Consider the following 25799-nt stretch of genomic DNA (forward strand, 5'->3'; position numbering starts at 1 on the left):
CGAAGCTCTTTTTTGCAAACATTTATCGATGAATGAATAACATCGAGATCATCAATTCTCTGATTACTTTTTATACTAGTATCATATAAATCCCTGATTACTATGTACTTTTTTTTCATTTATGGGAAAAAGAAAACCCATATAAAAAGCGATACCAACCACGAGTACGTTTGTCAGAATTGCAATCATTCCGATCTTGACGTTCATGTTTACAGAGAATACTTTCACCTTTTATTTCTTCCCATCATCCCCGTTGGCGCTAAAGAAGTAAAAATACGTTGTAACAATTGCGAACAATTAAAATGGATCGCATCTCTTGAAAAACATTATGAGAAGACGAGCAGAACTCCATTCTATCTCTATACAGGGTTAGGGATTCTGATTGGATTAATTCTATTCGCTTTCATCGCTGGGCTCCAGGGGAAAAAAGAAAACATACTATTTGTAGAGAATCCGCATGTAGGAGATGTATATACTATTAAGCATGAAAAAAAAGATAGTACCTCTTATTACTTTTTCAGAATAGCACAGATTGAAGGAGATAGTGTTTCTGTTTACCATAATAATTTAATTTATTATGGCTACGTAAGTAAATTTAATGAACAGGATTTTTTCATGAAAGATGAAAAATTCCTTTTTACAAAAAAGATGCTGAAAGAGATGCTTGAAAAAGGTGAAATTGATAATGTTGACAGGGATTATGGCGTATATGAGGGCTTTAATCGTATACAATAAGTTTAGTTAAATGATGGTAGCGTATATACCAGTAGCAACAACCCTCCTTTCTTTTCTGCCCATATATGTCCCCCCATCTTATCAATAAAGTCTTTACAGATTACCAGTGTGAGGGAAATATCCTCCCCCTCCGGTTCTTCCTTTTCCCTGTAGATATCAAACAGCCTTGCAGCCACTTCCCCGGTAAGCTCCGGAGCTATAGAGGTCAATGTCACCTTTACCCTGTCGGCTTCCTTTATTGCTACAATGCCAATAGTATGATTCGCTGGTGAGAATGATACCGCACAATGTAACAGGCTGCGGTTCACAAACTGCAACATTTCACATTCTCCTGCCAACAACAGGTCTTCAGAAATATTCAGACCAACAGTGATCTGCCTATGCATAAGTGCCAATTCCAGGCTTTGCACTACTTCCTCAAACAATTGTAGCAGATTACAGGCCATCGGACTATAAACAAACCCGGAAAGCTGAGATTTAATCCAACGTAGAATATTATCAAAAACAACCAATGTATTACGGGAGGAAACATCTACCTGTTCAATCACCTCCTGCAATGCCTCCTGGTTTGCATTATTCCTGAACATAGCCGCCACGCGAATAATGTTATTGAGCGGTTCCCTGAAATCATTCGCAATAATAGAGATCAGCTTATTCTTAAAATCGTCATTGGTTTGTAACTGCTTATTCTTCTCAGAAATAACTCTATTCATACCTGCAAGCATTAGTTCCTGCTGGCGCAGGTTACGGTAAGAACGATAACGGCTAAAGGTAAAGCCTCCCAATAGCAGGAGCATAACCGATAGAAAGCCTATCAGCAATAGTCTATGCATCTTTACCATATTGGCCTTCGCTATTTTTTCCTCCTGCACCTTATTACTTAGCTGCCATTCCGCCAATATTTGCTCTTTCAGGAAATAATCCAGGTGATTTAAATAGGTATTATTCTTTATTTCCTGTTTGCGACTTATTAATTCATATAGTTTGTTACCATAAACAGCGGTTTTAGCGGTATTTTTCCTGGCCGCATAATAGCGGTATAAACTAATAGTGACAGGTAACATCAGATCGGTATAGCCTGCCTGTTTTGCCAGTTCGAATATTTTCTCTTTATAAGATATCACATCAACGACATTACTATTTTTATGATAGTTGTTTATGTGTTCAAGCATATCAATAGCTACAAAAACCAATCCTTCCCGGAGTGACTGATCAGCCAGTTCATTGATCCTCTTCACGGCCTTTCCAGCCTCTCCCCTTCGCATCCATTCATCTGCCTCAAAAGCCTCAATATAATAATGGTTCCGGCCGCCCGGATATTTCTTCAGGATTTCTTTTGCTTTATTTAACGCCCACGAAACTGAATCTTTCCGGAGCGTATCGTCATCAAAATGGAGTGCATAATTGATCAGGACCAGACCATAAATAGAATCATCCCGCAGGTGCTGACCAATGTTCATTGCCTGCTGTAACAATACTGTGGCCTCCTGCTTCCTTCCTTCAATGTCATGATAAACACTACTGTTCATCAATACCTGGCATACATTGGCGGAATCGCCCAACTGACGATACAACAATAATGCTTTATAATCATATTCAATGGCCTGTTTCATGTTGGCCTTCAAAGCATAAAATATACTAAGGTTATTCAGCGCATCAGCACCCCCTTTCCTGTAATTCAGCCGGGTAGCAATATCCCGGGCCTTTACCGCAAACAGGAAACAACTATCTGCATTACTCAGGTGATAACGCATGCCCAGTTGATTCAACACATTCACATAGTCAATACTATCCCGCTTTCCGGACAGAGTTTGCCTCAGTTCGCGGATCACCTTATCCTGTGCAGGGAGTGAATTGCACAAAAACATCCAACCCATTATCAGTGGGAGAACTATGTGTAATTTCGATATGTAACCCTGTGTTATTTTCATTTTACAGCCGGCAAAGTATATGATAATGTACTTCCCTTATCCGGGTTATTAACGGCCTTTATTGTCCCATTCATCTTATCAATAAAATCTTTACAGATAATGAGAGCAAGCCCTGCACCTCTTTTGTCTTTGTCCATATCCTGGTATTCGAATAAATGAGACAAGATCTCCGGCTGAATTCCCTTTCCTTCATCCTTAAAAAAGACGGTCACCTTCTCTCCTTCCACAACTGCATACACACTGATAGTTCCGCAGGCAGGACTAAACTTTACAGCATTATGCAACAGATTGCGGTGTATAAACTGCAACATTTCCCTATCCGCCAGCACCAGGATATCATCTGATAGCTGTACGTTGATCTTTATTGATTTCTCTTCACAGTTTTCCTTGAGTGCCAGCAATGCCTCTGCTATCATTTCAGCAGGCTGACAGGGCGAAGGTGCATATACAAAACCAGTCAGTTGGGATCTTATCCAACGTAAAATATTGTCAAATATGTGCAGGGTATGTTGCGAATTACTCTCCAGTCTTCTGAAGAGCTTTTCCACTTCATCCAAGGTAAGCAACTGGTCTTTTAAAAGCGCTGTAATATCTGTAATATGGATCAGTGGTGCCCGGAAGTCGTGAGCAATCAGGGAAATAAGTTTATTTTTGAAATCATCATGTGTGCGCAGAAGTACATTTTTTTCGCTGATCTCACGGTTCTTTTCTCCCAGACGTTTTGTATTCCTGGCAGAACGCCGGTGGGAGCGATTCACATCTACCAGCAATAATACAGTTAACAGGAGCAGAATGAGCAGAGCAATGATGATGATGTACCTGTCACGGCTCCCTATCGCTTTCCTGTCCAGCCATTGCTGCTGATAATCATGTCGCAGCTGCAATTCCCGCAACTGTTTTTCCTGCATATAGTAATCGATATAATCAAGTTCGCCCTGTGTTTTACTCTGTTCCTGCTTTTCTGTAATGTCTGCGAGCACACCACTATAATGTGTAGCAGAATCTACCGGGCCATAGGCGGAATAATATGCATACATCCCCAGTGCCTCTGGTAGTACCACCTCACGATACCCTGAAGCCAGGGCCGTTTTTATCAATTGCTGCTGATAGTAGAGCGAATCCGGGCGGTGTTGCAGGCATTTATATACGGCTATTTGAGAATACCCATACATTGCATGGTAGGAATATCCCTGACGGATGGCCTCGGCAATCAGAGTATCCAGTTTATTCTCTGCGGCAGCAGTATCTCCTTTGTCCAGCAGTTCATCTGTTTGCAGGATGCTGGTATACAATACCATACGTTCATCACCGTATTTTACTGCAAGGCTGCGCGAAACAGCCAAAGCCTTTGCCGCATCTGCCTTATACTGACTATCTGAATGGTATATAAAATAATATTTGGCCAGCACAATGGCATACAGACTATCATTATGTAAACGCCGGCCAATACCCACAGCCTTTTGTATGTATTGCGTGGCCTCCTTATGTTTCCCTCCAAACTGGTAATAGGTTCCAAGGTCCATGTTCAGGAGACAGATGCCGATACTGTCGCCAAGTGCTTCATAAATTTTAAGGGCATCCAGGTAAAAGCGGAATGACAGGTAACTATTGTCACGGTACGTGTAATAGGACCCGAGAGTCCTGTATGACTGAGCTTCACCCTTTTTATAACCCGCCTGCCGGGCGCCTTCGCAAGCCGCTGACAGATATAAGAAACAGGTATCCAGCTGCCTGTGCAGATATTGCGCAGCCAGCTTGTTTAATATATCTATATGGGAAGTATCATGTGTAAGGGGTAACTGTGACTGTAAAGCCTGGATAATTTTTTGCTGTGCATACAAATTAGCGTACCGGCAAAAGGTTCCGGAACAAACTATCAACCAAAAGAATAATGCGGTCTTTTTGATGCGTAAAATATTGGTTTTTATATCTCGAAAACAAAGCCTCTTCTTCTCAGTTCTTCATACTGCTGTTTATCAAACCTGTACAGGTAAGCCCCTTTCTTGGAGGTAGTTTTATCCTTTTCTTCCAGCTTTTCCAGTATGTTCATCGATAATATCTTCTTCCTGAAGTTACGCTTATCCAGCTCATGCTGGTAAATTTCTTCATACAGGCTTCTTAATTGTGAGAGTGTGAACTTTTCCGGAAGCAATTCAAATCCTATAGGGTGGAAATGAGCGTTTTCACGCAGTTTCTTCAGTGCATCGGCAATCATTTGGCGATGGTCAAAGATCAGTTCGGGAATCTGGTGTAGTTCCAGCCAATGAGCAGCATACTGTTGTGCCAGAAAATGATCATGCTCTGTAATCCTGATCAGTGCGTAATAAGCCATGGATATCACTCTCGCGCCAGTATCACGTCTTACATTGCCATAACAGGCCAGCTGTTCCATATAAATATTCTCCAGACCGGTAGTTTGTTTCAACACCCTTCCCGCAGCTTCGTCAACGCTTTCTTCATTTTGCAGGAAGCCTCCCATCAGGGACCATTCCCCTTGCATGGGATCTACCTTTCGCTGCATGATCAGCAATTTTAGCTTACCATTTTCAAAACCCAGAATAATACAATCTACTGCTACCAGGTGCTGAGGTACATTTGCATAAAATGATTGTGCACTCATTGAAATATTATTGTCTGCGTGGTTACAGGTTGGCAATACAGCTCAAAAACGGCTATTGCACCTGTTATTGTATAGCTCATCAGTTGCAAAGATGCTATATTTTCCTGCTTTTTGTGAACTCGCTGTAATCAGTAACAGGAATCTTATTAATACCAGCCTGCCGTAACATAGTCACCAGCTGCCCGCGATGATAGGTGGCATGATTAAACACCTGCATCAGTATTTCTATAACGGTTGATTTACAATATTGTTTCCGGGTATCATAATAAGCCACCACATGCTCAAGTTTTACCGGGGTTGCTTTCTTTACCCACTCCAGCAGCGACTGTGATTGTTGCTGCCATAACTGACAGGCATCCGGAAAAGAACCATCAAAGCTGTCTGTAGGTTTTACAGCCTGCTCTGTAAGATGTAACCTTTGGTACCAAAGGCTTTCTGCATCCCACATATGATAAGCGGTTTTGCGCAGACTACCAAAGCTACTGCCGGTTTCATGATCCAGTTGTGACTCCGGCAACTTCTTCAACACATCTACCATCTTCCCGTTTGCCCAAATATTATATGCTGCGTAACTGAGCAGGATATCCTTCATGGATATTATTTTAGTTTACTACCTTCAACAAAATACCAAAAATTACGCACATACAAATAATCAAAAGAATATGACAGGTGTTACCATCAGGGATGTACGAAGAGAAGACTGTCCGCGATTGCTGGAATTAATACAGGAATTGGCGGAATATGAAAAGGCTCCACAGGAAGTGACGGTTACCCTGGAACATTTTACTACGGCAGGTTTCGGAGAGAAGCCTGTATGGAAAGCCTTTGCTGCCGCTTATACAGAAAACGGTCATGAAACCATTATCGGTTTTGCACTTTATTATATCCGTTACTCTACCTGGAAAGGTTGCCGGATGTACCTGGAAGATCTGTTGGTGACTGGAAGCTGGAGAGGAAAAGGAATTGGCAAACTGCTGTTTGACAGGTTGATAGAAGAAGCCCGGGAAAAAGAGTTTAATGGTATTGCATGGCAAGTACTGGAATGGAATGAACCCGCTATTAATTTCTATAAAAAATACGAGGCGCAGTTCGACACAGAATGGTGGAATGCGAGTATAACTTTATAAACAGAAAAGCTCCTTGAGGAGCTTTTCTGTTTATAAATGTGGTGGATTAATTAATATCAAATTAGCTGATACCGTTTACTACAGCATCTTTCTGGATCTTAACGATCAATCCCTGTAATACTTTTCCAGGTCCTGCTTCTGTGAAATTTGTAGCACCATCAGCAACCATTGCCTTTACTGACTGGGTCCATTTTACAGCACCTGTCAGTTGATCTATCAGGTTTTGTTTTATTACAGCAGGCTCACTCACCGCTTTAGCTACCACATTCTGATAAACCGGGCAGGAAGGTGTATTAAAGGTTGTTTTTTCAATAGCTGCTTTCAGCTCTTCTCTGGCAGGAGCCATCAACGGAGAATGGAAAGCGCCACCCACCGGTAATACCAGAGCTCTTTTAGCACCAGCAGCTTTCATTCTTTCACAGGCTATTTCTATTCCTTTTATTGTTCCTGAAATCACTAACTGGCCAGGGCAGTTATAATTAGCTGCCACCACCACTTCTCCTGTTTCAGCACTTACTGCCGTACAGATCTCTTCTACCTTTGCATCATCCAGTCCCAATACAGCTGCCATTGTAGAAGGCTGTTGTTCACAGGCTTTCTGCATAGCAGTGGCCCTGATAAATACCAGGCGTAGTGCATCTTCAAAAGTGAGTGTACCATTCGCTACCAACGCTGAAAACTCTCCCAGGGAATGACCTGCAACCATATCAGGTTTTACAGGAGTTTCCGCGCACAGGAAAGCAATTATGCTATGGAGAAATACGGCTGGCTGTGTCACCTTTGTCTGCTTCAGATCTTCATCTGTACCGGTAAACAGTATATCGGAGATACGAAAGCCAAGGATTTCATTAGCCCTTTCGAACAGTTCTTTTGCTTTAGGATTGCTGTCATACAGGTTTTTTCCCATACCGGGGAATTGAGCACCCTGACCCGGGAAAACGTAAGCGTGTTTCATCTGGTTTGATTTACAGTTGCCAACCGAACATATGTATTAATGTTCCTACATATATCTTCGTGATTTGGATTGCAAATATTCATACTCTTTGTGATATATCAAAATATCATTCGTAAAAAGATATGGCCCGCTTGTGCGGGCCATATCTTTTTACGAATGATATTTTGATATTATTTACCGATCAGGTTGGCACTGATCAGTCGTACGAATTCGCTTCTGGTTCTACCGTCTTCAAACTGTCCGGAAAAGGCAGATGTGGTCGTGGTAGAATTCTGTTTCTGTACCCCGCGCATCATCATACACAAGTGCTGGGCTTCTATCACCACCCCTACGCCAAGTGGCTGCAGGGTTTCCTGGATAGCATCCAGAATCTGGTGAGTTAAACGCTCCTGTACCTGTAGCCGACGGGAAAAGACATCCACCACACGAGCCAGTTTGCTAAGACCCGTAATATATCCATTAGGAATATAAGCAATGTGAGCCTTGCCAAAGAAAGGTAGCATATGATGTTCGCATAATGAATACAGCTCTATGTCTTTTACAATGACCATTTCACTATAAGATTCAGTGAATCTGGCACCTTCGAGTATCGCTTTTGCATCCTGCTGATACCCCACAGTCATATATTGCATTGCCTTGGCCAGGCGTTCTGGTGTTTTCAAAAGTCCTTCCCTCTCCGGATCCTCACCTAATAACTCTATGCTACTCCTATAATTTTCTATAAGCCCAGAAGTTACCTTATCATCGTACGATTCTATCTTTTTGTAAGCCATTTCGATTCGATCATTAAACTTAATCAACAAATCAGCAAGTCATCCTATATTACTTACTGTTACCAAAATATTCTACATAAATACGGGGGGTCTCGTACAATTTGATGCAATGTAAATGTACACCAGCAGGAAGATGCGGTGTTAACTGCTCCCATATTCCAATAGCCAGATTCTCTGCAGAAGTAAATTTGCCTGCCATGAAATCCACGTCCATATTCAGATTCCGATGGTCGATCTTTTCTATAACCTCGTCTTTTATAATTACACCTAATGTTTTGGCATTGAATACAAAACCAGTTTCAGGATCCGGATTACCTTTCACCGTTACATGCAGCTCATAGTTATGACCATGCCAGTTTTCATTAGCACACTTGCCAAACACTTCTTCGTTCTTTTCCTTACTCCATGCAGGATTGGACAACTTATGCGCGGCATTGAAATTCTCGACACGCGTTAAATAGATCATTATTACCCTTATATTTTCCGCAAAAGTACGACAATTAGACCAATACTATACGGAATAAGGTATGGGCACTATCCCCCCTTACTAATCAAAAAAGTCTAAATTTGCACCATGAAAATACTGGTTACGGCAGCTACTATCTTCGAAATACAACCGTTTCTTGATCACCTGGCCACACATACTTATCCTGATTGTCAAGTAACCACCCTTATTGGCGGTATTGGCATGATGCATACAGCCTTCCAACTGGGACGACAATTCGCCACATCCCGACCGGATATAGCTATCCAGGCCGGTATTGCCGGCTGTTTTGACCATTCCTGGGAAATAGGGAAAGTCGTTATCATTGAAAATGAACAGTTGGGTGACCTTGGTGTGGAAGACGACCAGGCCTTTAAAGACCTGTTTGACATACAGTTATGGCAGCCAGATCAGGCTCCATTTAACAACAGGCAACTGATCAACAGCCTGGATAATTTACCATTTATACCGGCATTGCCACGAGTATCAGGTGTTACTATCAATACAGTAAGTGGCAGTGAACGCACCCGTAATCTGCTGGTAGCCAAATATGCTCCGGATGTGGAGAGCATGGAAGGGGCCGCCTTCCATTATGCCTGCCTGCAGGAAAAAATTCCCTTCTTACAATTACGCAGTATTTCCAACTATGTAGAGGTAAGGGATAAAAGCAAATGGAATATTCCACTCGCCATCAGAACGTTGAATGAAACATTGATTAAATATATTGAACAATGGAACTAACACTGGGTTTTTCACCATGTCCGAACGACACATTTATTTTCGATGCCATGGTGAACAAGAAGATTGATACGAAAGGCATTACGTTCAACACAAGGCTTGAAGATGTGGAAACACTAAACAAGCTGGCCATGCAGGGGCAACTGGCTATTACCAAACTGAGTTTTGGTGTATACAGCAAAGTAAAAGACCAGTATGAACTGCTGAACAGCGGTAGCGCACTTGGCAGGGGCTGCGGCCCCTTACTGATTTCCAGGGAGCCTATCCCCGATGAGAAAATCAAGGATTGCAAAATTGCAATTCCCGGAGAAAACACGACCGCCAACCTATTGTTCTCCCTTGCATTTCCAGAGGCAAAGAATAAACAGATTATGGTGTTTTCTGACATTGAAAATGCAGTACTGGAAGGACGTGTAGATGCAGGTGTGATCATTCACGAAAACAGGTTTACCTATCAGTTGAAAGGACTGGTAAAAATCATTGACCTGGGTGAATACTGGGAAAATACTACCGGCAGCCCGATTCCTCTTGGTGGTATCTTTATACGTAAAGATATTCCTGATCATATCAAACAGGAAGTAGATCAACTGATCCATGATAGTCTACAATATTCCTATAAACATTACCCTGTTCTTTCTTCTTATGTTACATCACATGCACAGGAAATGGACGAAAAGGTAATGAGACAGCATATAGATCTGTATGTAAATGATTTCAGTCTTGGACTGGGCGAAGCTGGCAAAGCAGCTGTAGACAGACTAATGGCAGTTGTGAAATAAAAGAAATACAGTTAAAGGGGTATGGCCCGCACTTGTGGACCATACCCCTTTTTTTATACTTTGGAACATTAACCGTTCAATGCTTTTTTATATACTTCCAGTACCCGTTTATGTGCATCTTCATGTACAACGATCGGTTTGGTATATGTTAATTCTTCAAACTCAGGCACCCAGGTTCTTACATATTTAAAATCCTTGTCAAACTTCTCTGTCAGCAATACAGGATTGAATACACGGAAGTAAGGTGAGGCATCACAACCACAGCCTGCCGCTAATTGCCAGTTACCGTTGTTGGCTGCAAGATCATAATCCAATAGCTTCTTTGCAAAATAGGCTTCTCCCCAGCGCCAGTCGATCAGCAAATGTTTTGTCAGAAAACTTGCCGTAATCATACGTACACGATTATGCATAAAGCCTGTGGTATTCATTTCTCTCATTCCCGCATCCACAATGGGATACCCCGTTTCCCCATCACACCATTGCTGAAATTCTTTTTCATTATTACGCCACTGGATCTTATCATATTCCGCCCGGAATGACTGATGCTCCACATGCGGGAAATGCCATAAGATAGATTGAAAGAAGTCCCGCCAGATCAATTCTCCCAGAAATGTTTCATTCAGATGTTTTGCCCTATCAGCTATTTCACGCACACTGACTGTTCCAAAACGCAAGTGTAATCCAAGATGTGAAGTGCCTGACAACGCAGGATAGTCACGCGTCTCATCGTATTTCTCTATCAGGCTGTCTTTTACCCTGAGTGAAGGAAAATGACGCTCACCGGCTAAGAAGCCTATTGTACGCAGTGCAGGAATCTTCTTAACTTTCTGTTTATGGAAGTTGCGGAAATACTTTTCTGTAGGGTATGGGCGGAGATGGAAATCTTTCAGTAATGTCTTCCATTTTTTACTATAAGGAGTAAAAACGGTATATGGCTCTCCATTATCTTTCAATACCTCATCCCGATCAAAGATTACCTGGTCTTTATACTGATGAAAAGTGATATTCTTTTCTTTCAGCATTCTGGCGATAGCTGCATCTCGTTTGGTGGCATAAGGTTCATAATCGATATTTGTAAATACAGCTTTTACATCATACTCATTTGTAAAGTGTCTGAAAGCATTCTCAACAGTGCCATAAAATACATCCATTGTGCTTCCCAGCCTGGCAAGCTGCTCCTGCATTTCCTCCAGCCTATCGTGAATGAATGTAACTCTGCGGTCATGCTTATCATCTAAATCATTTAAAATGTCGGAATCAAATACAAACACAGGCACTATGGGGTTGTCTGACTTTAAGGCATGGTAAAGTGCGGCCTGATCCAGCAGACGCAGATCACGGCGCAACCAGCATAAGTTTACTGTTGCAGGCATAAAGGGTTAGTTTTGCAATTCTCGATTACTTGTACACAATCAATGGCAATATAAGCCGGAATAAATTAAAATAGCTGTACTAAAAATATACCACTGCGATGCTTTATCAGTATTTATTTGTAATTAGTAATGATGGTTTTACAATATTCCTTCGTGCAATAATTCATGTATTATTACAGCAGAAGCGTTTCCAAAGCTACTGTCACGAAACATTCCTACCCAACGGATACCTGCAATGGCATTCGTTAGAAATATCTCATCTGCATTTTCAAGATCTTCAACTGTGAGGGGCTTTTCTATAACGGGAAAAGGAAGATCCATCTTCAGAAGATTTTTACGCATCACACCACACACACAACCTTCCGATAACGGTGGGGTAATGAGTTGTCCGTGCTGTACAATGAATAGGTTGGCAGTAGTTGTATCAGCTACCCGTCCATAAGGGTTTAACAGTATGGCTTCATGGATACGGTGCTGTTTCGCATACATAGCCGCCATTACATAGCGCAGGCTGTTATTGGATTTGATAGAAGAAAACTTATCGCAGGCAATTCTCACATCTGGGAAAATGTCCAGTTCCAGACCAGTATCATTCAATTCCAGTACTTTTTTGTCCAGTTCCCAGCTTTGAATAATGAAATGGGGGATATTATGCAGAGGATCATACAAGCCGCCGTCTCCCCGGAAAACAGTCAGTCTTACCCGGGACAGCTCGTCATGGTCATTCCTGTTACAAAGTTCCATTACCAGCTTTGTGAAGTATGTTTTTGTGAAATGTTGGGGAGGATCAAAATGAAGCAGGTGAAGACTGGCCATTAACCTTTCAAAATGGAGATCTGCCAGTAACACCTCACCCTGGTATACCCTCATAGTTTCAAAACACCCGTCTCCATAGCGGAAAGAACGATTATCGGCCGTTAAAATGGTATCAGAGGCCGGTAGGAATTTCCCATTGTAACATAAACATCCTGATTGCACTTCGAGCACTTTAACTGTGAAAAGAACTGTTAAGTTACGGAAATTTAATGGGTTAAAAACAGGTAGCGGTCATCCCGGTAAGTACCCAGGACAACCGCCTTTTTAACATAGGACAGGGGTTCTTCTACGGCATAACCGTGGATGAACGCTTGTCCTTATTTATATTTATTGCTGTTTAGTTCGCTTGTTGTTTATCCCAACGATAATAATTGTTTGGAATGCTAGCGGAGCTGAAGGAAATACCATTGACCCTTGTATAATTTTCTGTATGGAATCCAGCAAGATCTTGCTGTGCGCGAGCCCTCAGGAAAAGACCCATGGAAACTGCTAAAGTCGACACAATTTTTGTCATAGACACAGATTAAGGATAAGTAGGACAATAAAGGAACAAAACTATTATATAATCTATATTTAGAATTTTATAATAAGTTATTGTATCTAATTGTCTCTTTAATAAACAGGATAGGTTGACACGCGGTGAAGTGTCACTAAAATATTGTAAAACAATTGATTAATTCACTGACAATTTTGATGGCTTTGCATCATCGACATTTCTTATTTTGGTTTTTGCCCCTTAGATTTATACCAGTTATTGCTGCTGAAAAGGATGGAATAATTCCTAACAGTTGACAGGACAAAGATGCTTTATTTGGCGCGCAATACAATAGCCACTTATGGGTATTGTAAATTTGAAGAAGAATACTTATTGGTGTGTAAAAGACACTTTGAAATCAGACAAAAAAAAGACTGAATTTTCTTCAGTCTTTTCAAATTATAATTTCATTTCCGGGATGTCTCCTTCCACAATGAGCCGGCCTGCGGTTTTAGCGATGATCTCCTCCACACTTACTCCAGGCGCACGTTCCAGTAAACGAAATCCGTTGGGAGTGATATCCAGCACAGCCAATTCCGTTACTACTTTTTTCACACAGGCAACACCTGTTAATGGAAGACCACATGCTGGTAATAATTTACTTTCTCCTTTAGGATTTGTATGCATCATAGCTACAATAATATTTCTTGCAGCGGCTACCAGATCCATTGCTCCTCCCATTCCTTTTACCATTTTTCCCGGAATTTTCCAGTTGGCAATATCACCTGTATCAGATACTTCCATGGCTCCCAATACTGTCAGGTCTACTTTACCAGCCCTGATCATCCCAAAACTCTCTGCTGAGTCAAAGAAACAACCTCCTGGCAGTAATGTTACCGTTTCTTTACCGGCATTTATAAGATCTGCATCTACTTCTTCCTCTACAGGATAAGGCCCCATACCTAAGATCCCATTCTCTGATTGCAGCATAATGGAAATACCTGAAGGGATGAAATTAGCTACCAGTGTAGGAATCCCGATACCTAAATTTACATACATGCCATCGCGTAGTTCCTGCGCTATTCTTTTAGCTATACCATATTTATCTAAAGACATACTGATGCTGAGGTTTAAGGTTGTAAACAAGGATACACACCCATCAATTCATTTTCACTGTTTTCCGTTCAATACGATTTTCATAATTACTTCCCTGGAAAATACGATGTACATAGATACCAGGAACATGTATATTATCAGGATCAAGCTCTCCTGGTTGCACAAGATGTTCGACTTCTGCAATTGTAATATTACCGGCTTTTGCCATCGAAGTACTGAAGTTACGGGTAGTCTTCCGGAAAACGAGATTGCCCATTGTATCGCCTTTCCAGGCTTTTACCATTGTGAAATCTGCATGTAATGCCAGTTCCATCAGGTAGTGTTTGCCATTAAAAACGCGGGATTCTTTCCCTTCTGCTATTTCTGTGCCGTAACCTGCAGGTGTAAAAAAGGCAGGAATTCCCATGCCTGCCATTTGTATGCGGGTAGCCAGTGTCCCCTGGGGGATCAGGTCCACTTCCAGTTCACCAGAAAGCAGCTGCCGTTCAAACTCCGCATTCTCACCTACGTAAGACGCCATCATCTTTCTGATCTGTCTTGTTTGCAGCAGGAGTCCCAGACCAAAATTATCAATACCAGCGTTATTGGAGATGCAGGTTAACTGTTGAATACCTTTGCGTACTAATGCAGTTATACAGTTTTCCGGTATTCCACAAAGGCCAAATCCACCCAGCATAAGTGTGGCCCCATCGCGGATGTCATGCAATGCCTCATCGGCATTTGCTACAACTTTGTTCATGTTTTGGTGTTTTGAGCAGAGAGTTTATTGTTTGAAATTCACCCTCTTATTTTTCTTAACAAATGGAATTATTGTATCCCTTACATCTGAAATTAGCACATTCTTACCAAATGGCAAAAGCGCCTTGGGATTATTGATATACTCTTTTATACGACTTTCATTTTCCACAACATCTTTCTCCGCAGTCACTACATCCTTCATCATATCATATACCTCTTTCAGCCTGTCCGGATGACTTTCATAGAAATCATAACTCTTCTTAAACTGTTGATGCGTGAGCTTATGTAACTGCAGGATCTGACTGAAATATATTTTTACCTGATGTTGGCGGACAGAATCCGGTAATGGCATACCATGATCGCCATTTTCACTGCTGTAGACATCTGCCATATTCATATCGATAAGCACATCCCGCATATCTTCTTTAGACAGGATTCCATCAGGAACTCTGTCAGCTTGTCCACAGGCAATAGTAAACAGCAAAAGAAAAACTATAACAATTCTATACATAAAAAATTTCCGCTTAATAAAGTGCAAAGCTATTTCATCTGCTGATATTTTGCTGCATTGGTAACATCCATTTGTGCAAGTAACTGTGCTGCACGGGATTTTTCCTGTGGCGGAGCTTTGGAAAATATCTTTTGTAGCTCATCCGATTTAGAAGTGAAGAACGTTGCCATGAGCATAGAGTTAGGGATATCCTGATAAACGGCATATAACATATTCAGACAATTCATGACAGCTCCACGTCCCTTAGACATATCATCATACATCACATCCAATCCCTGGCGGTGATATTGATACATCACATCATGAAAACGGCTGAATTTTACATTCAGCAGATTATCCTGCAACCAATAGCGGTTACGGTTACCTTCAAAAGGTTTCCAGCCGGCAATATCTTTACCATCCGGTGCATTGCTTACTATATTGAGTGCCTTTTTGAAAAACGGATCACCTCCGCGGGGAGAGAAAGAATCATTGTCCAACCCCACGATAATATAGGCATAATAAGCGAGAGTAGCCGTTAAATTAGAGGCCAGGGGATCATTTCCCACTACGCGGTTATCACTGAATTCCAGCGGCTGAAATTCAACATAACGGAACACCAGGTTGTTATCCTGCATATTCAGCAGACTACTTACGTAACCGGAATTAAACACAGGACGTGTAGCCTGGATAGTCAATGTAGCTTTGTATTGATTACCACCCATATCCCCTGTTATATTAAGCAGGAAATTGCATTCTATGCGCTCTGCGGGAGTATATACCTCATCGGACCAACGACGGCCATTTAAAAATTCCTTGATGGAATTCTGCAGGGTGGTAAACATCTTTTTATCGGAACCGCTTACCTGGTTACTGTTAACGGTAACATTTACCCGCAGCTCCTGCGCCTGTAATGACAGGGTAGCAAACATTAATAGCAGACATGCGATGCCGGTACCAGCTTTCGTATGCCATGATTGTGGATTATTTACCATTTTGCGATTCTATTATACAGATTTTCATACTACTATCCGCGTGTTGCTGTTTTGCATGATCCCTGTTATGGCAATAACAATATCCTTTGCCACTTCCTGTTTCGATTTCAGCGGCAGGTCCGTTGCTATTCCGTTGCGATCAAACAGAGTCACTTTGTTGGTATCATAGTTAAAGCCAGCACCTTGATCATTCAGGGAATTCATCACTATCATGTCCAGGTTCTTTTCACGTAATTTCTTTAGTGCGTATTCCTTTTCGTTATTCGTTTCCAGTGAAAATCCGACAAGGACCTGTCCTGCAGGTCGGTTAGTTCCCAGTGTACGCAGCACATCCTGTGTTTTTTCCAGCTCCAGTGTCAGCCCATCTCCTTCACCTTTCTTAATCTTCTTATCTGCCACAGATTTAGGTCGGTAATCTGCCACAGCCGCAGCCATCACAACCACATCTGATGTGTAGAAATGCGCCTCACTGTTGCTTAGCATTTCTGCCGCTGTTACCACCTTCAGTGTCTTAACACCCTGAGCTGTAGTGGATAACCAGGTAGGCCCCAGTACCAGTGTCACTTCTGCACCAGCTGCTGCCAGTGCTTCTGCAATAGCAATCCCCATTTTCCCGCTGGAATGATTGCTAATATAACGTACAGGATCCAATGGTTCTTGTGTAGGACCAGCTGTAACCAGGGCTTTTTTCCCGGCAAGTGGCTTTTTATCTCCGAAATGCGTATCTAAATAGGTTACTATATCGGCAGGTTCAGCCATACGGCCTTCTCCAAACAGGCCACTTGCAAGTTCACCTTTCTCCACTGGTAATTGCTGATGCCCGTAAGAGAGCAATTTTTCAATATTATGCCGGGTAGCTGTATGATGCCACATATCTTCATCCATTGCCGGCGCAAAAAGAACAGGGCAGGTAGCAGAAAGATAAACAGCCAGTAACAGGTTATCACAGAAGCCATTGGCCATTTTCGCAATGGTATTCGCAGAAGCAGGAGCTATCAGCATTACATCAGCCCAACGACCCAATATTACATGGTTATTCCAGCTTTGATTATCACTGATGGTAACAGATACTTCATTCTTTGATAAAGTAGCCAGTGTCAGGGGCGTAATGAAATCACAGGCAGCCTGGGTCATGATCACTTTCACATCTGCCCCTTCTTTTACCAACAGCCTGACAAGGGTTGCCGCTTTATAAGCTGCAATACTGCCTGATACGCCGAGTAAGATCTTTTTTCCTTGAAGCATATAAAAATAAAATGGCGGCAGAATATTATTTCTGCCGCCATGAAGTTAGATATTTTTCAGTCATTACTTAGCTATACAGATCATCATCATTTCTTCTGAAATAGATCTTGTCTTCCAGGAATTCCTGTGTAGCCTGGATAGCAGGATTAGCCATTCTTTCGTAAAAACGGGAAATCTCAATCTGCTCTTTGTTCTCGTGCACTTCTTCCAGGTTATCTGTATGGCTGGCAAATTCTTCCAGTTTGGAATGCAGCTCTTCCTTTACAGATATATTAATCTGATTGGCGCGTTTGGCTATTACGGCAATAGATTCATACAGGTTACCAGTCTTGCTTTTAATCTCGGTAGTACTTTTAGTTTCCACCATGGGATTAATACTACTGGTCAGACCTCTTTTTATTTTGCTCATTCTCCAGAGAATTATGTTGTTTACTAATTGATATTGTTTAAAGTGGATGTCTTATGCTCGGGCTTGCTATAAGCTTCAAGCGTTTTGATATTACTTTGTGCTAAGTTATAGTATTTTTCGGCATCACCCTTCAATTTGCTATCTGGGTAATGGTCGGCAAAATCAAGGTATTCTGTTACCACGTCATCATAGCGTTCTTTCTGCTTATCCATAATACTATGCTGAGCATATTTGTAATAAGCCTTGATAGCCATGTACTTATAACCATCACTCTTATCAGAATCAGGGTAATTACGCATCAGGCTTTTGAACGAGATAGCAGCTGATTTATAATATCCCAGGTTATAATACAGTTCTGCGCTATTAAATTCTTTCGTTTCCAGTTTCCGGCGGCATAATTCGATTACCAGGTTGGCTTCGGCCACTTTATCGGAAGTAGGATAGTTATTAATAAAGGTTTGCATTGCAGCAATAGCCTTTTGTGTATTAGTTTGATCCAATGGAATTTTAGGAGATTGCTTATAATAGCAATACGCCTGCATATAATCCATTTCTGTAGCGTGAGGGCTGTTCGGGAAGTTGTCCAGGTAGTTCTTAAAATAAAATCCTGCCTGTACATAGTCCCTCAGGTAATACGAGCAATAGCAATATTTATAATATATAGGTTCGTACTTTTCAGTACCCTTATATACCTGGAACAGGGATTCGTAAAGCCCTTGCGCTGATGTGTACTTCTTTTTTCCGTACAGTTTGTCAGCATAGGCTAGTTTGGCCTCATAGTCCTTACTTTTTTCAATTCTACGCAGCTCCACATTACAAGAAGAAGCAATTACGACTAATAAAAGACTGATATATAAGAGAATTTTCCGCATAAATGTGGGCAAAGTTAAGAATTAAATGTAAATGTAAGATAGGGAAGGAATTGAAGCTGTTAAAATTTTGTCAAAGCCGGCTCCCCACATTTTACCACAATTGGGCTTTTTTAGCTGTATTGTCCCTGTTTATTCCTTTCTATAAGGGTATTTGCATACGAGTCACTTGCTTTAAAGTCCCATTTTTTATCTTTCAATGGCCGAATCTTCCTGATGAGAATAGTTACTAATGAGCCAACTACGATTTTATAAACAAAATATTAAAGGTTTTAAACAAATTATCCACATTCATATTAACACTATCCACATTTAGCTCTATAAAAAGCCACTATAAGCTACTGTAGCAAGCATAAAAGTGCTGTGGAAAAAATTTATATTCCATTTAGTCGTTAGAGAGTGGGAAAAAGTGTTATTTTGTGTTAGAAAATGGAAATTAAGGACTTTCTCCCCCAAGTATGATAGGTTTTCTGGGTGAATATGAGGCTACGCTTGACGCAAAGGGGCGCTTTTTACTACCTGCTGGATTTAAAAAACAGCTGGGAGAAAGCGCCGGAGAGCAATATGTCATCAATCGGGGGTTTGAAAAATGTTTGTCCTTGTATCCCATGAGTGAATGGCAGCCAATTTTTGAACGGATCAGTAAGCTAAATGATTTTGATCCGAAAGTTAGGGAATTCCGCCGCTATTTTCTTAATGGAGCAACTATTCTCGAACTGGACAGTGCAGGGAGATTATTATTACCAAAAAGCCTGATGTCATATGCCAACCTTGAAAAAGACATCGTACTGGCAGCAGCATCAAATAAGATAGAGATCTGGGATAAAGGCAAATACCAGGAGTTCTTTGAAAATTTTTCACCAGGATCCTTTAGTGATCTGGCTCAGCATGTAATGGGAGGTGGAGATAATAATATTTCGATTTAACTGAGTATGGCAGAATCTTCACAATATCACCTGCCTGTATTACTGCAGGAAGTGATCACGCAGCTACAGATTATCCCTGATGGGGTGTATGTAGATGCCACTTTTGGTGGTGGCGGCCATTCCAGGGCTATCCTGGAACAGCTGAATGAAAACGGGCGGCTCATCGTGTTTGACCAGGATGAAGATGCTTTTAAGAACAGAATAGATGATCCAAGGGTCACCTTTGTACAGCATAATTTCCGGCATATGCAACGTTTCCTGAAACTGTATAAAACAGTTCCGGTAGACGGTATCCTTGGAGATCTGGGAGTTTCTTCCTGGCAGTTTGATACAGCAGAAAGAGGGTTCAGTACCCGTTTTGAAGGCGCGTTGGACATGAGAATGGATCAACGTAGCACCATCACAGCGGCCTCATTGCTGCAAACTTATTCCGAACACCAGCTACATCTGATGTTCCAGGATTATGGGGAAGTAACAAATGCACGGACCCTGGCAAAAACAATTGTAACACAACGCAGGGCCCGGCCTATGCGTACGATCAATGAGTTTAAATCTGTTATACAACCTATAGTTAAAGGGAATCCTCAAAAATACCTGGCACAAGTGTTCCAGGCACTACGAATAGCTGTGAATGATGAGTTGGGAGCATTGAAAGACCTTTTGATTCAGTCTGCCGAAATATTAAAACCAGGAGGCAAACTGGCTATCATCACTTTCCACTCTCTTGAAGACAGACTGGTGAAGAATTTTATGAAGACCGGACAATTTGAGGTGCAGGATGATCAGTATTCTTTTGAAACACCTGCCAAATTGTTTCGTTTAGTAACTAAAAAGCCGGTTACTGCCAGTGAGGAAGAATTAAAACGTAATACAAGGTCCCGGAGTGCGAAACTACGGGTAGCCGAAAAGATATAATCCAGATTATGAATCCGCTATGCCAATGTGCTTGTTATGCGACAGGTATGTTGGCTTAGTAGTATAAATAGCATATCGTGTTGCAGGAAGAAAATATACCAGTTGAGGTGATGCCGGAAGAACCGGAACAAAAAAGGGAATGGCGCTTGCGGATCAATTACAGAGCCATCACGCAAAACATGCCATTTATTTTGTTTCTGTCACTATTGGCACTGATATATATCGCTAACAGCCACATGGCGGAGAAAAAAGTTCGCCGCATTAATCAACTGGGAAGAGAAATAAAAGAACTGAAATGGGAATATCTGAATGTGAAGAGTGAACTGATGTTCCGCAGCAAAATGAGCGAAGTGAGTAAAGCTGTGGAACCACTGGGATTAAAAGAACTGAGTATCCCACCACAAAAAGTAGAACTAAAGAAAAAAGAATAAATCAAACAGTGGAAGTAAAGAAGGACATATTGTGGAGAGTGTATCTATGCTTTATTGGCATGGGACTGTTTGCTGTGGCAATACTGGTAAAGGTGTTCTTTGTACAGAATGTAGAAGGTAATTATTGGCGGAGTATAGCAGATAGCCTGCATACCCGTTATGTATCCCTGGATGCCGACCGTGGTACTATTTATTCTGAAGAAGGCAGGATGCTCTCTACATCTATCCCCTACTTTGATGTGCGGATAGATTTTGCAGCAGATAACCTGCGCGACAAAAATGGAAAAGTATTCAAGGACAATGTAGACTCATTGTCCATTTATCTTTCCCGCCTGTTCAATGATCGTACACCGGGGGAATACAAACAGATATTACGCGAAGGCTTCAAAAGCAAAGACCGTTACTTTCTTTTAAAACGTGATATACAATTTAACCAGTTCCAGCAGCTCCGTGGTTTTCCTATGTTCAGACTGGGTAAGAATAAAGGAGGACTGATAGCAGAAACGAAAAACAAACGCATCAATCCTTTTAAACTATTAGCGAATCGGACAATAGGATTATCCAGGGAAAATGCACAGAACATAGGATTGGAAAGAACCTATGACAGTTACCTGAAAGGGGTAACAGGAAAAAGATTAATGCGCCGCATAGCAGGCGGCACCTACATACCGGTAGAAGGTTATGATATAGAACCGGAAAATGGCCGCGATGTTATCACTACCATAGATGTGAACATGCAGGACATTGTGGAAACAGCTCTCATGAACATGATGGTGAGTAATGAAGCAGAACATGGTACCTGCATTCTCATGGAAGTAAAGACTGGTAAGATAAAGGCTATTGCCAACCTGGGAAAACAACCGGATGGCAGTTACTTTGAAGATATGAACTATGCCCTGCAGGTAGCAGAACCAGGTTCGACATTCAAACTTGCAACCATCATCTCTGTTCTGGATGATAAATATGCGACCATGAATGACATGGTAAACCTGCATGAGGGTGAATGGCAGATAGGTCGCAGAACAGTATTCGATTCTGAACCTCATCCGGGACAAACGAACGTGACGATCAAACACGCTTTTGAACTGAGTTCTAATGTGGGAATGGCAAAACTGGCGTACCAGTACTATTATAAAAAACCAAACGATTTTGTTGCGCATCTGAAGAAATTGAAGCTGGACCAATCTACAGGTATTGACCTGGTGGGAGAAGGAAGGCCGGTGATAAAATCGACCGCTTCAAAAACATGGAGTGCTACCAGTTTACCCTGGATGGCATTTGGTTATGAAGTGCTGGTCAGTCCGTTACAAACCTGTATGCTCTACAATGCTGTAGCGAACAACGGCAAAATGATGAAGCCTTACCTGGTAAATTCTATTATGGAATATGGTAAACCGGTAAAGGAATTCGAACCAACAGTAGTACTTGACAGCATTTGTTCCAAGAGTACTTTAAGGCAGGTGAAACAAATGTTAGAAGGTGTGGTGATGAATGGAACTGCTAAAGGATTATGGACTCGCTATTACAAATTTGCCGCTAAAACCGGTACGGCCCTGGTAGCTAACGGCAACCGTGGTTATTCGGATAAGATCTATCAGTCATCGTTTGCTGGATATTTTCCAGCAAACGATCCGCAGTTCACCTGCGTGGTAGTAATCAAAAACAAAGCGCATGCGTCTAAATTTTATGGTGCAGCAGTAGCAGGACCCGTATTTCGTGAGGTGGCAGACAAATTGTTTGCGATAGCAGTAGAAAAGCAACTGCCCATAAAAGCCAGCATGCAGATAGATACGTTGATGGCTTTCAAGAATGGTCAGGGGCATGAGTGGAAAGAAATACTGAACACATTGAACATCCCGATGCAGGGCAATGTGGGCAACAATAGCTGGGTAAGTGCAAAGGTGGACGACAAAAAAATCGCTTTTGCGCAGGTGGCACAGAATAAAGGTGCTGTACCCAATGTAACAGGAATGGGATTAAAAGATGCGCTGTACCTGCTGGAAAATGCAGGGTTGCGTGTTGTTATAAAAGGTGCCGGTAAAGTGAGGAATCAATCCATACCAGGCGGTACACAGTTATCAAGAGATCAGACAATCGTTATAGAACTTAGTTGAGAGATGAGAACACTGAGTGACATATTATACAACGTGAACATCCAGGCAGTGCATGGTAGTACTGATATTACCGTGAATGCTCTGAGCATAGACTCCCGTGCCATTGGCAGTGGAGATGCTTTTATTGCTATCAGGGGTGTACATGCTGATGGTCATCTCTTTATTGATAAAGCACTGCAACAAGGAGCAACTGCAATAATCTGTGAAGAGTTACCAAAGCAACTGACTGCTAATGTATGTTATATACAGGTGGCGAACAGTGCTATTGCAGCAGGTACGATTGCAGGTAACTTTTATGATAATCCATCTCAGAAGATCCAGTTGGTAGGCGTTACAGGAACTAATGGGAAAACCACCATCGCTACGCTCCTGTTCAGATTGTTTGGGGCATTGGGATATCATTGCGGATTATTATCTACCGTACAGAATCAGATTGGTGATAAGATCATACCTGCTACACATACCACACCGGATGCAATTCATCTGAATGCATTACTGGCAGATATGGTAGCGGAAGGGTGTTTGTATGTTTTCATGGAAGTAAGCTCTCACGCCATCCACCAGCAACGTATTGCCGGGTTGATGTTTGCCGGTGGCATCTTCAGTAACATTACACATGATCACCTTGATTACCATAAAACGTTTGATGAATATATAAAGGTGAAGAAAGCCTTCTTTGACGGACTTCCCAACACAGCATTCGCGCTCACAAACCTCGACGATAAAAGAGGGAATGTGATGCTACAGAATACACGTGCAAAGAAAACAACCTACAGCCTTCGTACAGTGGCAGATTTCAAAGGCAAAATCCTTGAAAACAATCTGACAGGGCTAATCATGATGGTAAATGAGAAGGAAGTTCACTTCCGCCTTATAGGAGAGTTCAATGCTTACAACCTGCTGGCTGTATACGGTGCTGCCCTGATGCTTGGAGAGGAGAAAGACAAGGTATTGCAGGCACTCAGTGGATTAACCGGTGCAGAAGGACGATTTGATTATATCATGTCTGCAGAGCAGAAGATAATTGGTATTGTTGATTATGCACATACCCCGGATGCTTTACTGAATGTACTGGCTACTATCAAGAATCTGCGTAAAGGAAATGAACAGGTAATCACGGTAGTGGGTTGCGGCGGTGACCGCGATACGGCTAAACGTCCCGTGATGGCTGAAGTGGCAGCAGAACGCAGTGACAAAGTAATCCTTACTTCGGATAATCCCCGCTCGGAAGATCCGGCAGAGATAATCCGGCAGATGGAAGCTGGTGTACCTGTACATCTTAAAAAGAGAGTATTATCAATCGCAGACAGGAAAGAAGCCATAAAAACAGCATGTAGCCTCGCCAACCCGGAAGATATTATCCTGGTAGCTGGCAAAGGACATGAAAAATACCAGGATATCAACGGGGTGAAACACCCATTTGATGATAAACAGGTATTACGAGAGATGCTGGAACTGATGGAAAAATAACAACAATAGAGACTAACTAACTATATGCTATATTATTTATTCAACTATTTAAAAACACTGAATTTCAGCGGAAGCGGGATGTTTCAATTCATTACGTTCCGAATTACCATGGCGCTATTGCTGTCATTGGTCATTTCCTTATTGTTGGGTAAGAGCGTAGTGAAATATCTGCAACGTAAACAAATAGGGGAAACAATCCGCGATCTGGGACTGGCCGGTGAGAATACTAAAAGAGGAACTCCAACTATGGGAGGTCTTATCATACTGGCAGCTATTTTAATCCCTACGCTCCTTTTTGCACAAGTAAAAACAGTGTATATCTGGCTGATGCTTTTATGCACGGTATGGTTGGGCCTTATCGGTTTTGTGGATGATTATATCAAAGTATTCAAAAAGAACAAAGAAGGGCTTGCCGGTAAATTCAAAGTACTTGGCCAGATTGGCCTTGGTATTATCATTGGTAGCACATTATACTTCAATGAAAATGTAGTTATCTCCCGTGAAATCATAGGTGCAAAGAAACTGGCGCCCTATGAAAGGGTAATCAGCAGCAGTGAGCGGGTAACGAAAGACGGTCACCGTTTTGTTGATGTAAAAACACCAATTACTTCTATTCCATTCGTAAAGAATCATGAGTTCAACTATTCAAAACTCATTTCCTGGATGGGACCTGGTGCAGAAAAGTATACTTACATCCTGTACATCTTCATAGTGATTATCATTATCACAGCTGTGTCCAACGGAGCCAATCTTACAGATGGTCTGGATGGATTAGCTACCGGAGTGTCAGCTGTGATCGGAGTCTGTCTTGGTGTGTTTGCCTATGTATCAGGTAACATACAATTCGCAGAGTACCTGAATATCATGTATATACCCAACCTTGGCGAGCTGTCTATTTTTATCGCAGCCTTTGTAGGAGCATGTGTGGGATTCCTTTGGTATAACGCTTTCCCGGCACAGGTATTTATGGGAGACACTGGGAGTCTTGCACTGGGCGGTATCATTGCCTCTCTGGCTATTATTGTGCGTAAAGAATTGCTGATACCTATTTTCTGCGGGGTATTCCTGGTAGAAAACCTGAGTGTGGTATTACAGGTATCTTATTTCAAATACACAAAAAAGAAGTATGGAGAAGGAAGGCGCATTTTCAAAATGTCTCCGCTCCATCATCATTATCAGAAGCTTGGATATCATGAAAGTAAGATTGCCGTGAGATTCTGGATCATAACAATTATGTGTGCAGTGGTAGCAATTGCAACATTAAAAATGAGATAA

26 protein-coding genes are annotated in these 25799 nt (G+C 41.8%); 10 read left to right on the forward strand and 16 right to left on the reverse strand.

The features are described 5' to 3' along the window. Positions 1-102 precede the first annotated feature (102 nt). Positions 103-735 (forward strand): zinc-ribbon domain-containing protein, encoded by a 633-nt coding sequence (locus BM176_RS02875; RefSeq protein WP_090099353.1) that lies wholly within the window; start codon positions 103-105, stop codon positions 733-735. Positions 736-737: 2 nt separating this feature from the next. Here BM176_RS02875 and BM176_RS02880 read toward each other — a convergent pair whose 3' ends face one another. The 4 genes from BM176_RS02880 to BM176_RS02895 form a co-directional block, all read right to left on the reverse strand. Continuing rightward, complete coding sequence (locus BM176_RS02880; protein ID WP_143097683.1) at positions 738-2603, reverse strand: ATP-binding protein; 1866 nt, start codon at positions 2601-2603, stop codon at positions 738-740. A gap of 59 nt (positions 2604-2662) precedes the next feature. Further along, a complete protein-coding gene (locus BM176_RS02885) occupies positions 2663-4507 on the reverse strand; it encodes a sensor histidine kinase (RefSeq protein ID WP_090099357.1) in 1845 nt (614 codons plus the stop codon). Positions 4508-4590: 83 nt separating this feature from the next. Beyond that, positions 4591-5286, reverse strand: a complete 696-nt coding sequence (locus tag BM176_RS02890) for an NUDIX hydrolase (RefSeq protein ID WP_090099359.1) — start codon at positions 5284-5286, stop codon at positions 4591-4593. 94 nt (positions 5287-5380) lie between these two features. Beyond that, the gene (locus tag BM176_RS02895) at positions 5381-5878 is read right to left on the reverse strand and encodes a DinB family protein (protein WP_090099361.1); all 498 of its coding nucleotides are present in this window, start codon (positions 5876-5878) and stop codon (positions 5381-5383) included. Between the two features lie 70 nt (positions 5879-5948). Between BM176_RS02895 and BM176_RS02900 the strand changes: the two genes are divergently transcribed. After that, positions 5949-6413, forward strand: coding sequence for a GNAT family N-acetyltransferase (locus BM176_RS02900; RefSeq protein ID WP_090101578.1), 465 nt, complete (start codon positions 5949-5951; stop codon positions 6411-6413). 61 nt (positions 6414-6474) lie between these two features. Here BM176_RS02900 and fabD read toward each other — a convergent pair whose 3' ends face one another. The 3 genes from fabD to BM176_RS02915 all read right to left on the reverse strand — a co-directional run bounded on the left by fabD (position 6475) and on the right by BM176_RS02915 (position 8607). Beyond that, positions 6475-7368, reverse strand: coding sequence for an ACP S-malonyltransferase (fabD, locus tag BM176_RS02905; protein WP_090099363.1), 894 nt, complete (start codon positions 7366-7368; stop codon positions 6475-6477). A gap of 170 nt (positions 7369-7538) precedes the next feature. Next, entirely contained in the window at positions 7539-8141 is a 603-nt protein-coding gene (gene folE / locus BM176_RS02910) for a GTP cyclohydrolase I FolE (protein WP_090099365.1), read from the reverse strand. 49 nt (positions 8142-8190) lie between these two features. After that, entirely contained in the window at positions 8191-8607 is a 417-nt protein-coding gene (locus tag BM176_RS02915) for a 6-pyruvoyl trahydropterin synthase family protein (protein WP_090099367.1), read from the reverse strand. A gap of 108 nt (positions 8608-8715) precedes the next feature. Between BM176_RS02915 and mqnB the strand changes: the two genes are divergently transcribed. Continuing rightward, positions 8716-9366, forward strand: coding sequence for a futalosine hydrolase (gene mqnB / locus BM176_RS02920; protein WP_090099369.1), 651 nt, complete (start codon positions 8716-8718; stop codon positions 9364-9366). Then, positions 9357-10142, forward strand: coding sequence for a 1,4-dihydroxy-6-naphthoate synthase (locus BM176_RS02925; RefSeq protein ID WP_090099371.1), 786 nt, complete (start codon positions 9357-9359; stop codon positions 10140-10142). Before mqnB ends, BM176_RS02925 begins: the two co-directional genes overlap by 10 nt. 68 nt (positions 10143-10210) lie before the next feature. Here BM176_RS02925 and BM176_RS02930 read toward each other — a convergent pair whose 3' ends face one another. From BM176_RS02930 to BM176_RS02970, 9 genes are all read right to left on the reverse strand, one after another. Beyond that, positions 10211-11515 (reverse strand): cryptochrome/photolyase family protein, encoded by a 1305-nt coding sequence (locus BM176_RS02930; protein ID WP_090099372.1) that lies wholly within the window; start codon positions 11513-11515, stop codon positions 10211-10213. Positions 11516-11653: 138 nt separating this feature from the next. After that, a complete protein-coding gene (locus BM176_RS02935; protein ID WP_143097684.1) occupies positions 11654-12493 on the reverse strand; it encodes an aminotransferase class IV in 840 nt (279 codons plus the stop codon). 772 nt (positions 12494-13265) lie between these two features. Further along, a complete protein-coding gene (locus tag BM176_RS02940) occupies positions 13266-13922 on the reverse strand; it encodes a 3-oxoacid CoA-transferase subunit B (RefSeq protein WP_090099376.1) in 657 nt (218 codons plus the stop codon). A 43-nt stretch (positions 13923-13965) separates the two neighbouring features. After that, entirely contained in the window at positions 13966-14661 is a 696-nt protein-coding gene (locus BM176_RS02945) for a CoA transferase subunit A (RefSeq protein ID WP_090099378.1), read from the reverse strand. A gap of 24 nt (positions 14662-14685) precedes the next feature. Beyond that, a complete protein-coding gene (locus BM176_RS02950) occupies positions 14686-15171 on the reverse strand; it encodes a DUF4296 domain-containing protein (protein WP_090099380.1) in 486 nt (161 codons plus the stop codon). 29 nt (positions 15172-15200) lie between these two features. Next, the gene (locus BM176_RS02955) at positions 15201-16145 is read right to left on the reverse strand and encodes a type IX secretion system protein PorD (protein ID WP_090099382.1); all 945 of its coding nucleotides are present in this window, start codon (positions 16143-16145) and stop codon (positions 15201-15203) included. 24 nt (positions 16146-16169) lie between these two features. Beyond that, a complete protein-coding gene (coaBC, locus tag BM176_RS02960; RefSeq protein WP_090099384.1) occupies positions 16170-17390 on the reverse strand; it encodes a bifunctional phosphopantothenoylcysteine decarboxylase/phosphopantothenate--cysteine ligase CoaBC in 1221 nt (406 codons plus the stop codon). A gap of 67 nt (positions 17391-17457) precedes the next feature. Next, the gene (locus BM176_RS02965; RefSeq protein WP_089779550.1) at positions 17458-17799 is read right to left on the reverse strand and encodes a DNA-directed RNA polymerase subunit omega; all 342 of its coding nucleotides are present in this window, start codon (positions 17797-17799) and stop codon (positions 17458-17460) included. Between the two features lie 23 nt (positions 17800-17822). Beyond that, the gene (locus BM176_RS02970) at positions 17823-18671 is read right to left on the reverse strand and encodes an outer membrane protein assembly factor BamD (RefSeq protein WP_090099386.1); all 849 of its coding nucleotides are present in this window, start codon (positions 18669-18671) and stop codon (positions 17823-17825) included. Positions 18672-19126: 455 nt separating this feature from the next. Between BM176_RS02970 and mraZ the strand changes: the two genes are divergently transcribed. From mraZ to mraY, 6 genes are all read left to right on the forward strand, one after another. Further along, the gene (gene mraZ / locus BM176_RS02975) at positions 19127-19594 is read left to right on the forward strand and encodes a division/cell wall cluster transcriptional repressor MraZ (RefSeq protein ID WP_090099388.1); all 468 of its coding nucleotides are present in this window, start codon (positions 19127-19129) and stop codon (positions 19592-19594) included. A gap of 6 nt (positions 19595-19600) precedes the next feature. Next, positions 19601-20509, forward strand: coding sequence for a 16S rRNA (cytosine(1402)-N(4))-methyltransferase RsmH (rsmH, locus tag BM176_RS02980; protein WP_090099390.1), 909 nt, complete (start codon positions 19601-19603; stop codon positions 20507-20509). 77 nt (positions 20510-20586) lie between these two features. After that, positions 20587-20940, forward strand: a complete 354-nt coding sequence (locus BM176_RS02985; RefSeq protein ID WP_255373417.1) for an FtsL-like putative cell division protein — start codon at positions 20587-20589, stop codon at positions 20938-20940. An 8-nt stretch (positions 20941-20948) separates the two neighbouring features. Continuing rightward, positions 20949-23054 carry a penicillin-binding protein gene (locus tag BM176_RS02990; RefSeq protein ID WP_090099394.1) on the forward strand — a complete coding sequence of 702 codons (2106 nt, stop codon included), beginning with the start codon at positions 20949-20951 and terminating at the stop codon, positions 23052-23054. 3 nt (positions 23055-23057) lie between these two features. Further along, entirely contained in the window at positions 23058-24524 is a 1467-nt protein-coding gene (locus BM176_RS02995; RefSeq protein ID WP_090099395.1) for a UDP-N-acetylmuramoyl-L-alanyl-D-glutamate--2,6-diaminopimelate ligase, read from the forward strand. Positions 24525-24548: 24 nt separating this feature from the next. After that, positions 24549-25799 carry a phospho-N-acetylmuramoyl-pentapeptide-transferase gene (gene mraY, locus BM176_RS03000; RefSeq protein ID WP_090099397.1) on the forward strand — a complete coding sequence of 417 codons (1251 nt, stop codon included), beginning with the start codon at positions 24549-24551 and terminating at the stop codon, positions 25797-25799.

Origin of the sequence: Chitinophaga sp. CF118, from assembly GCF_900112615.1 — a bacterium.
Classification (GTDB): Bacteria; Bacteroidota; Bacteroidia; order Chitinophagales; family Chitinophagaceae; genus Chitinophaga.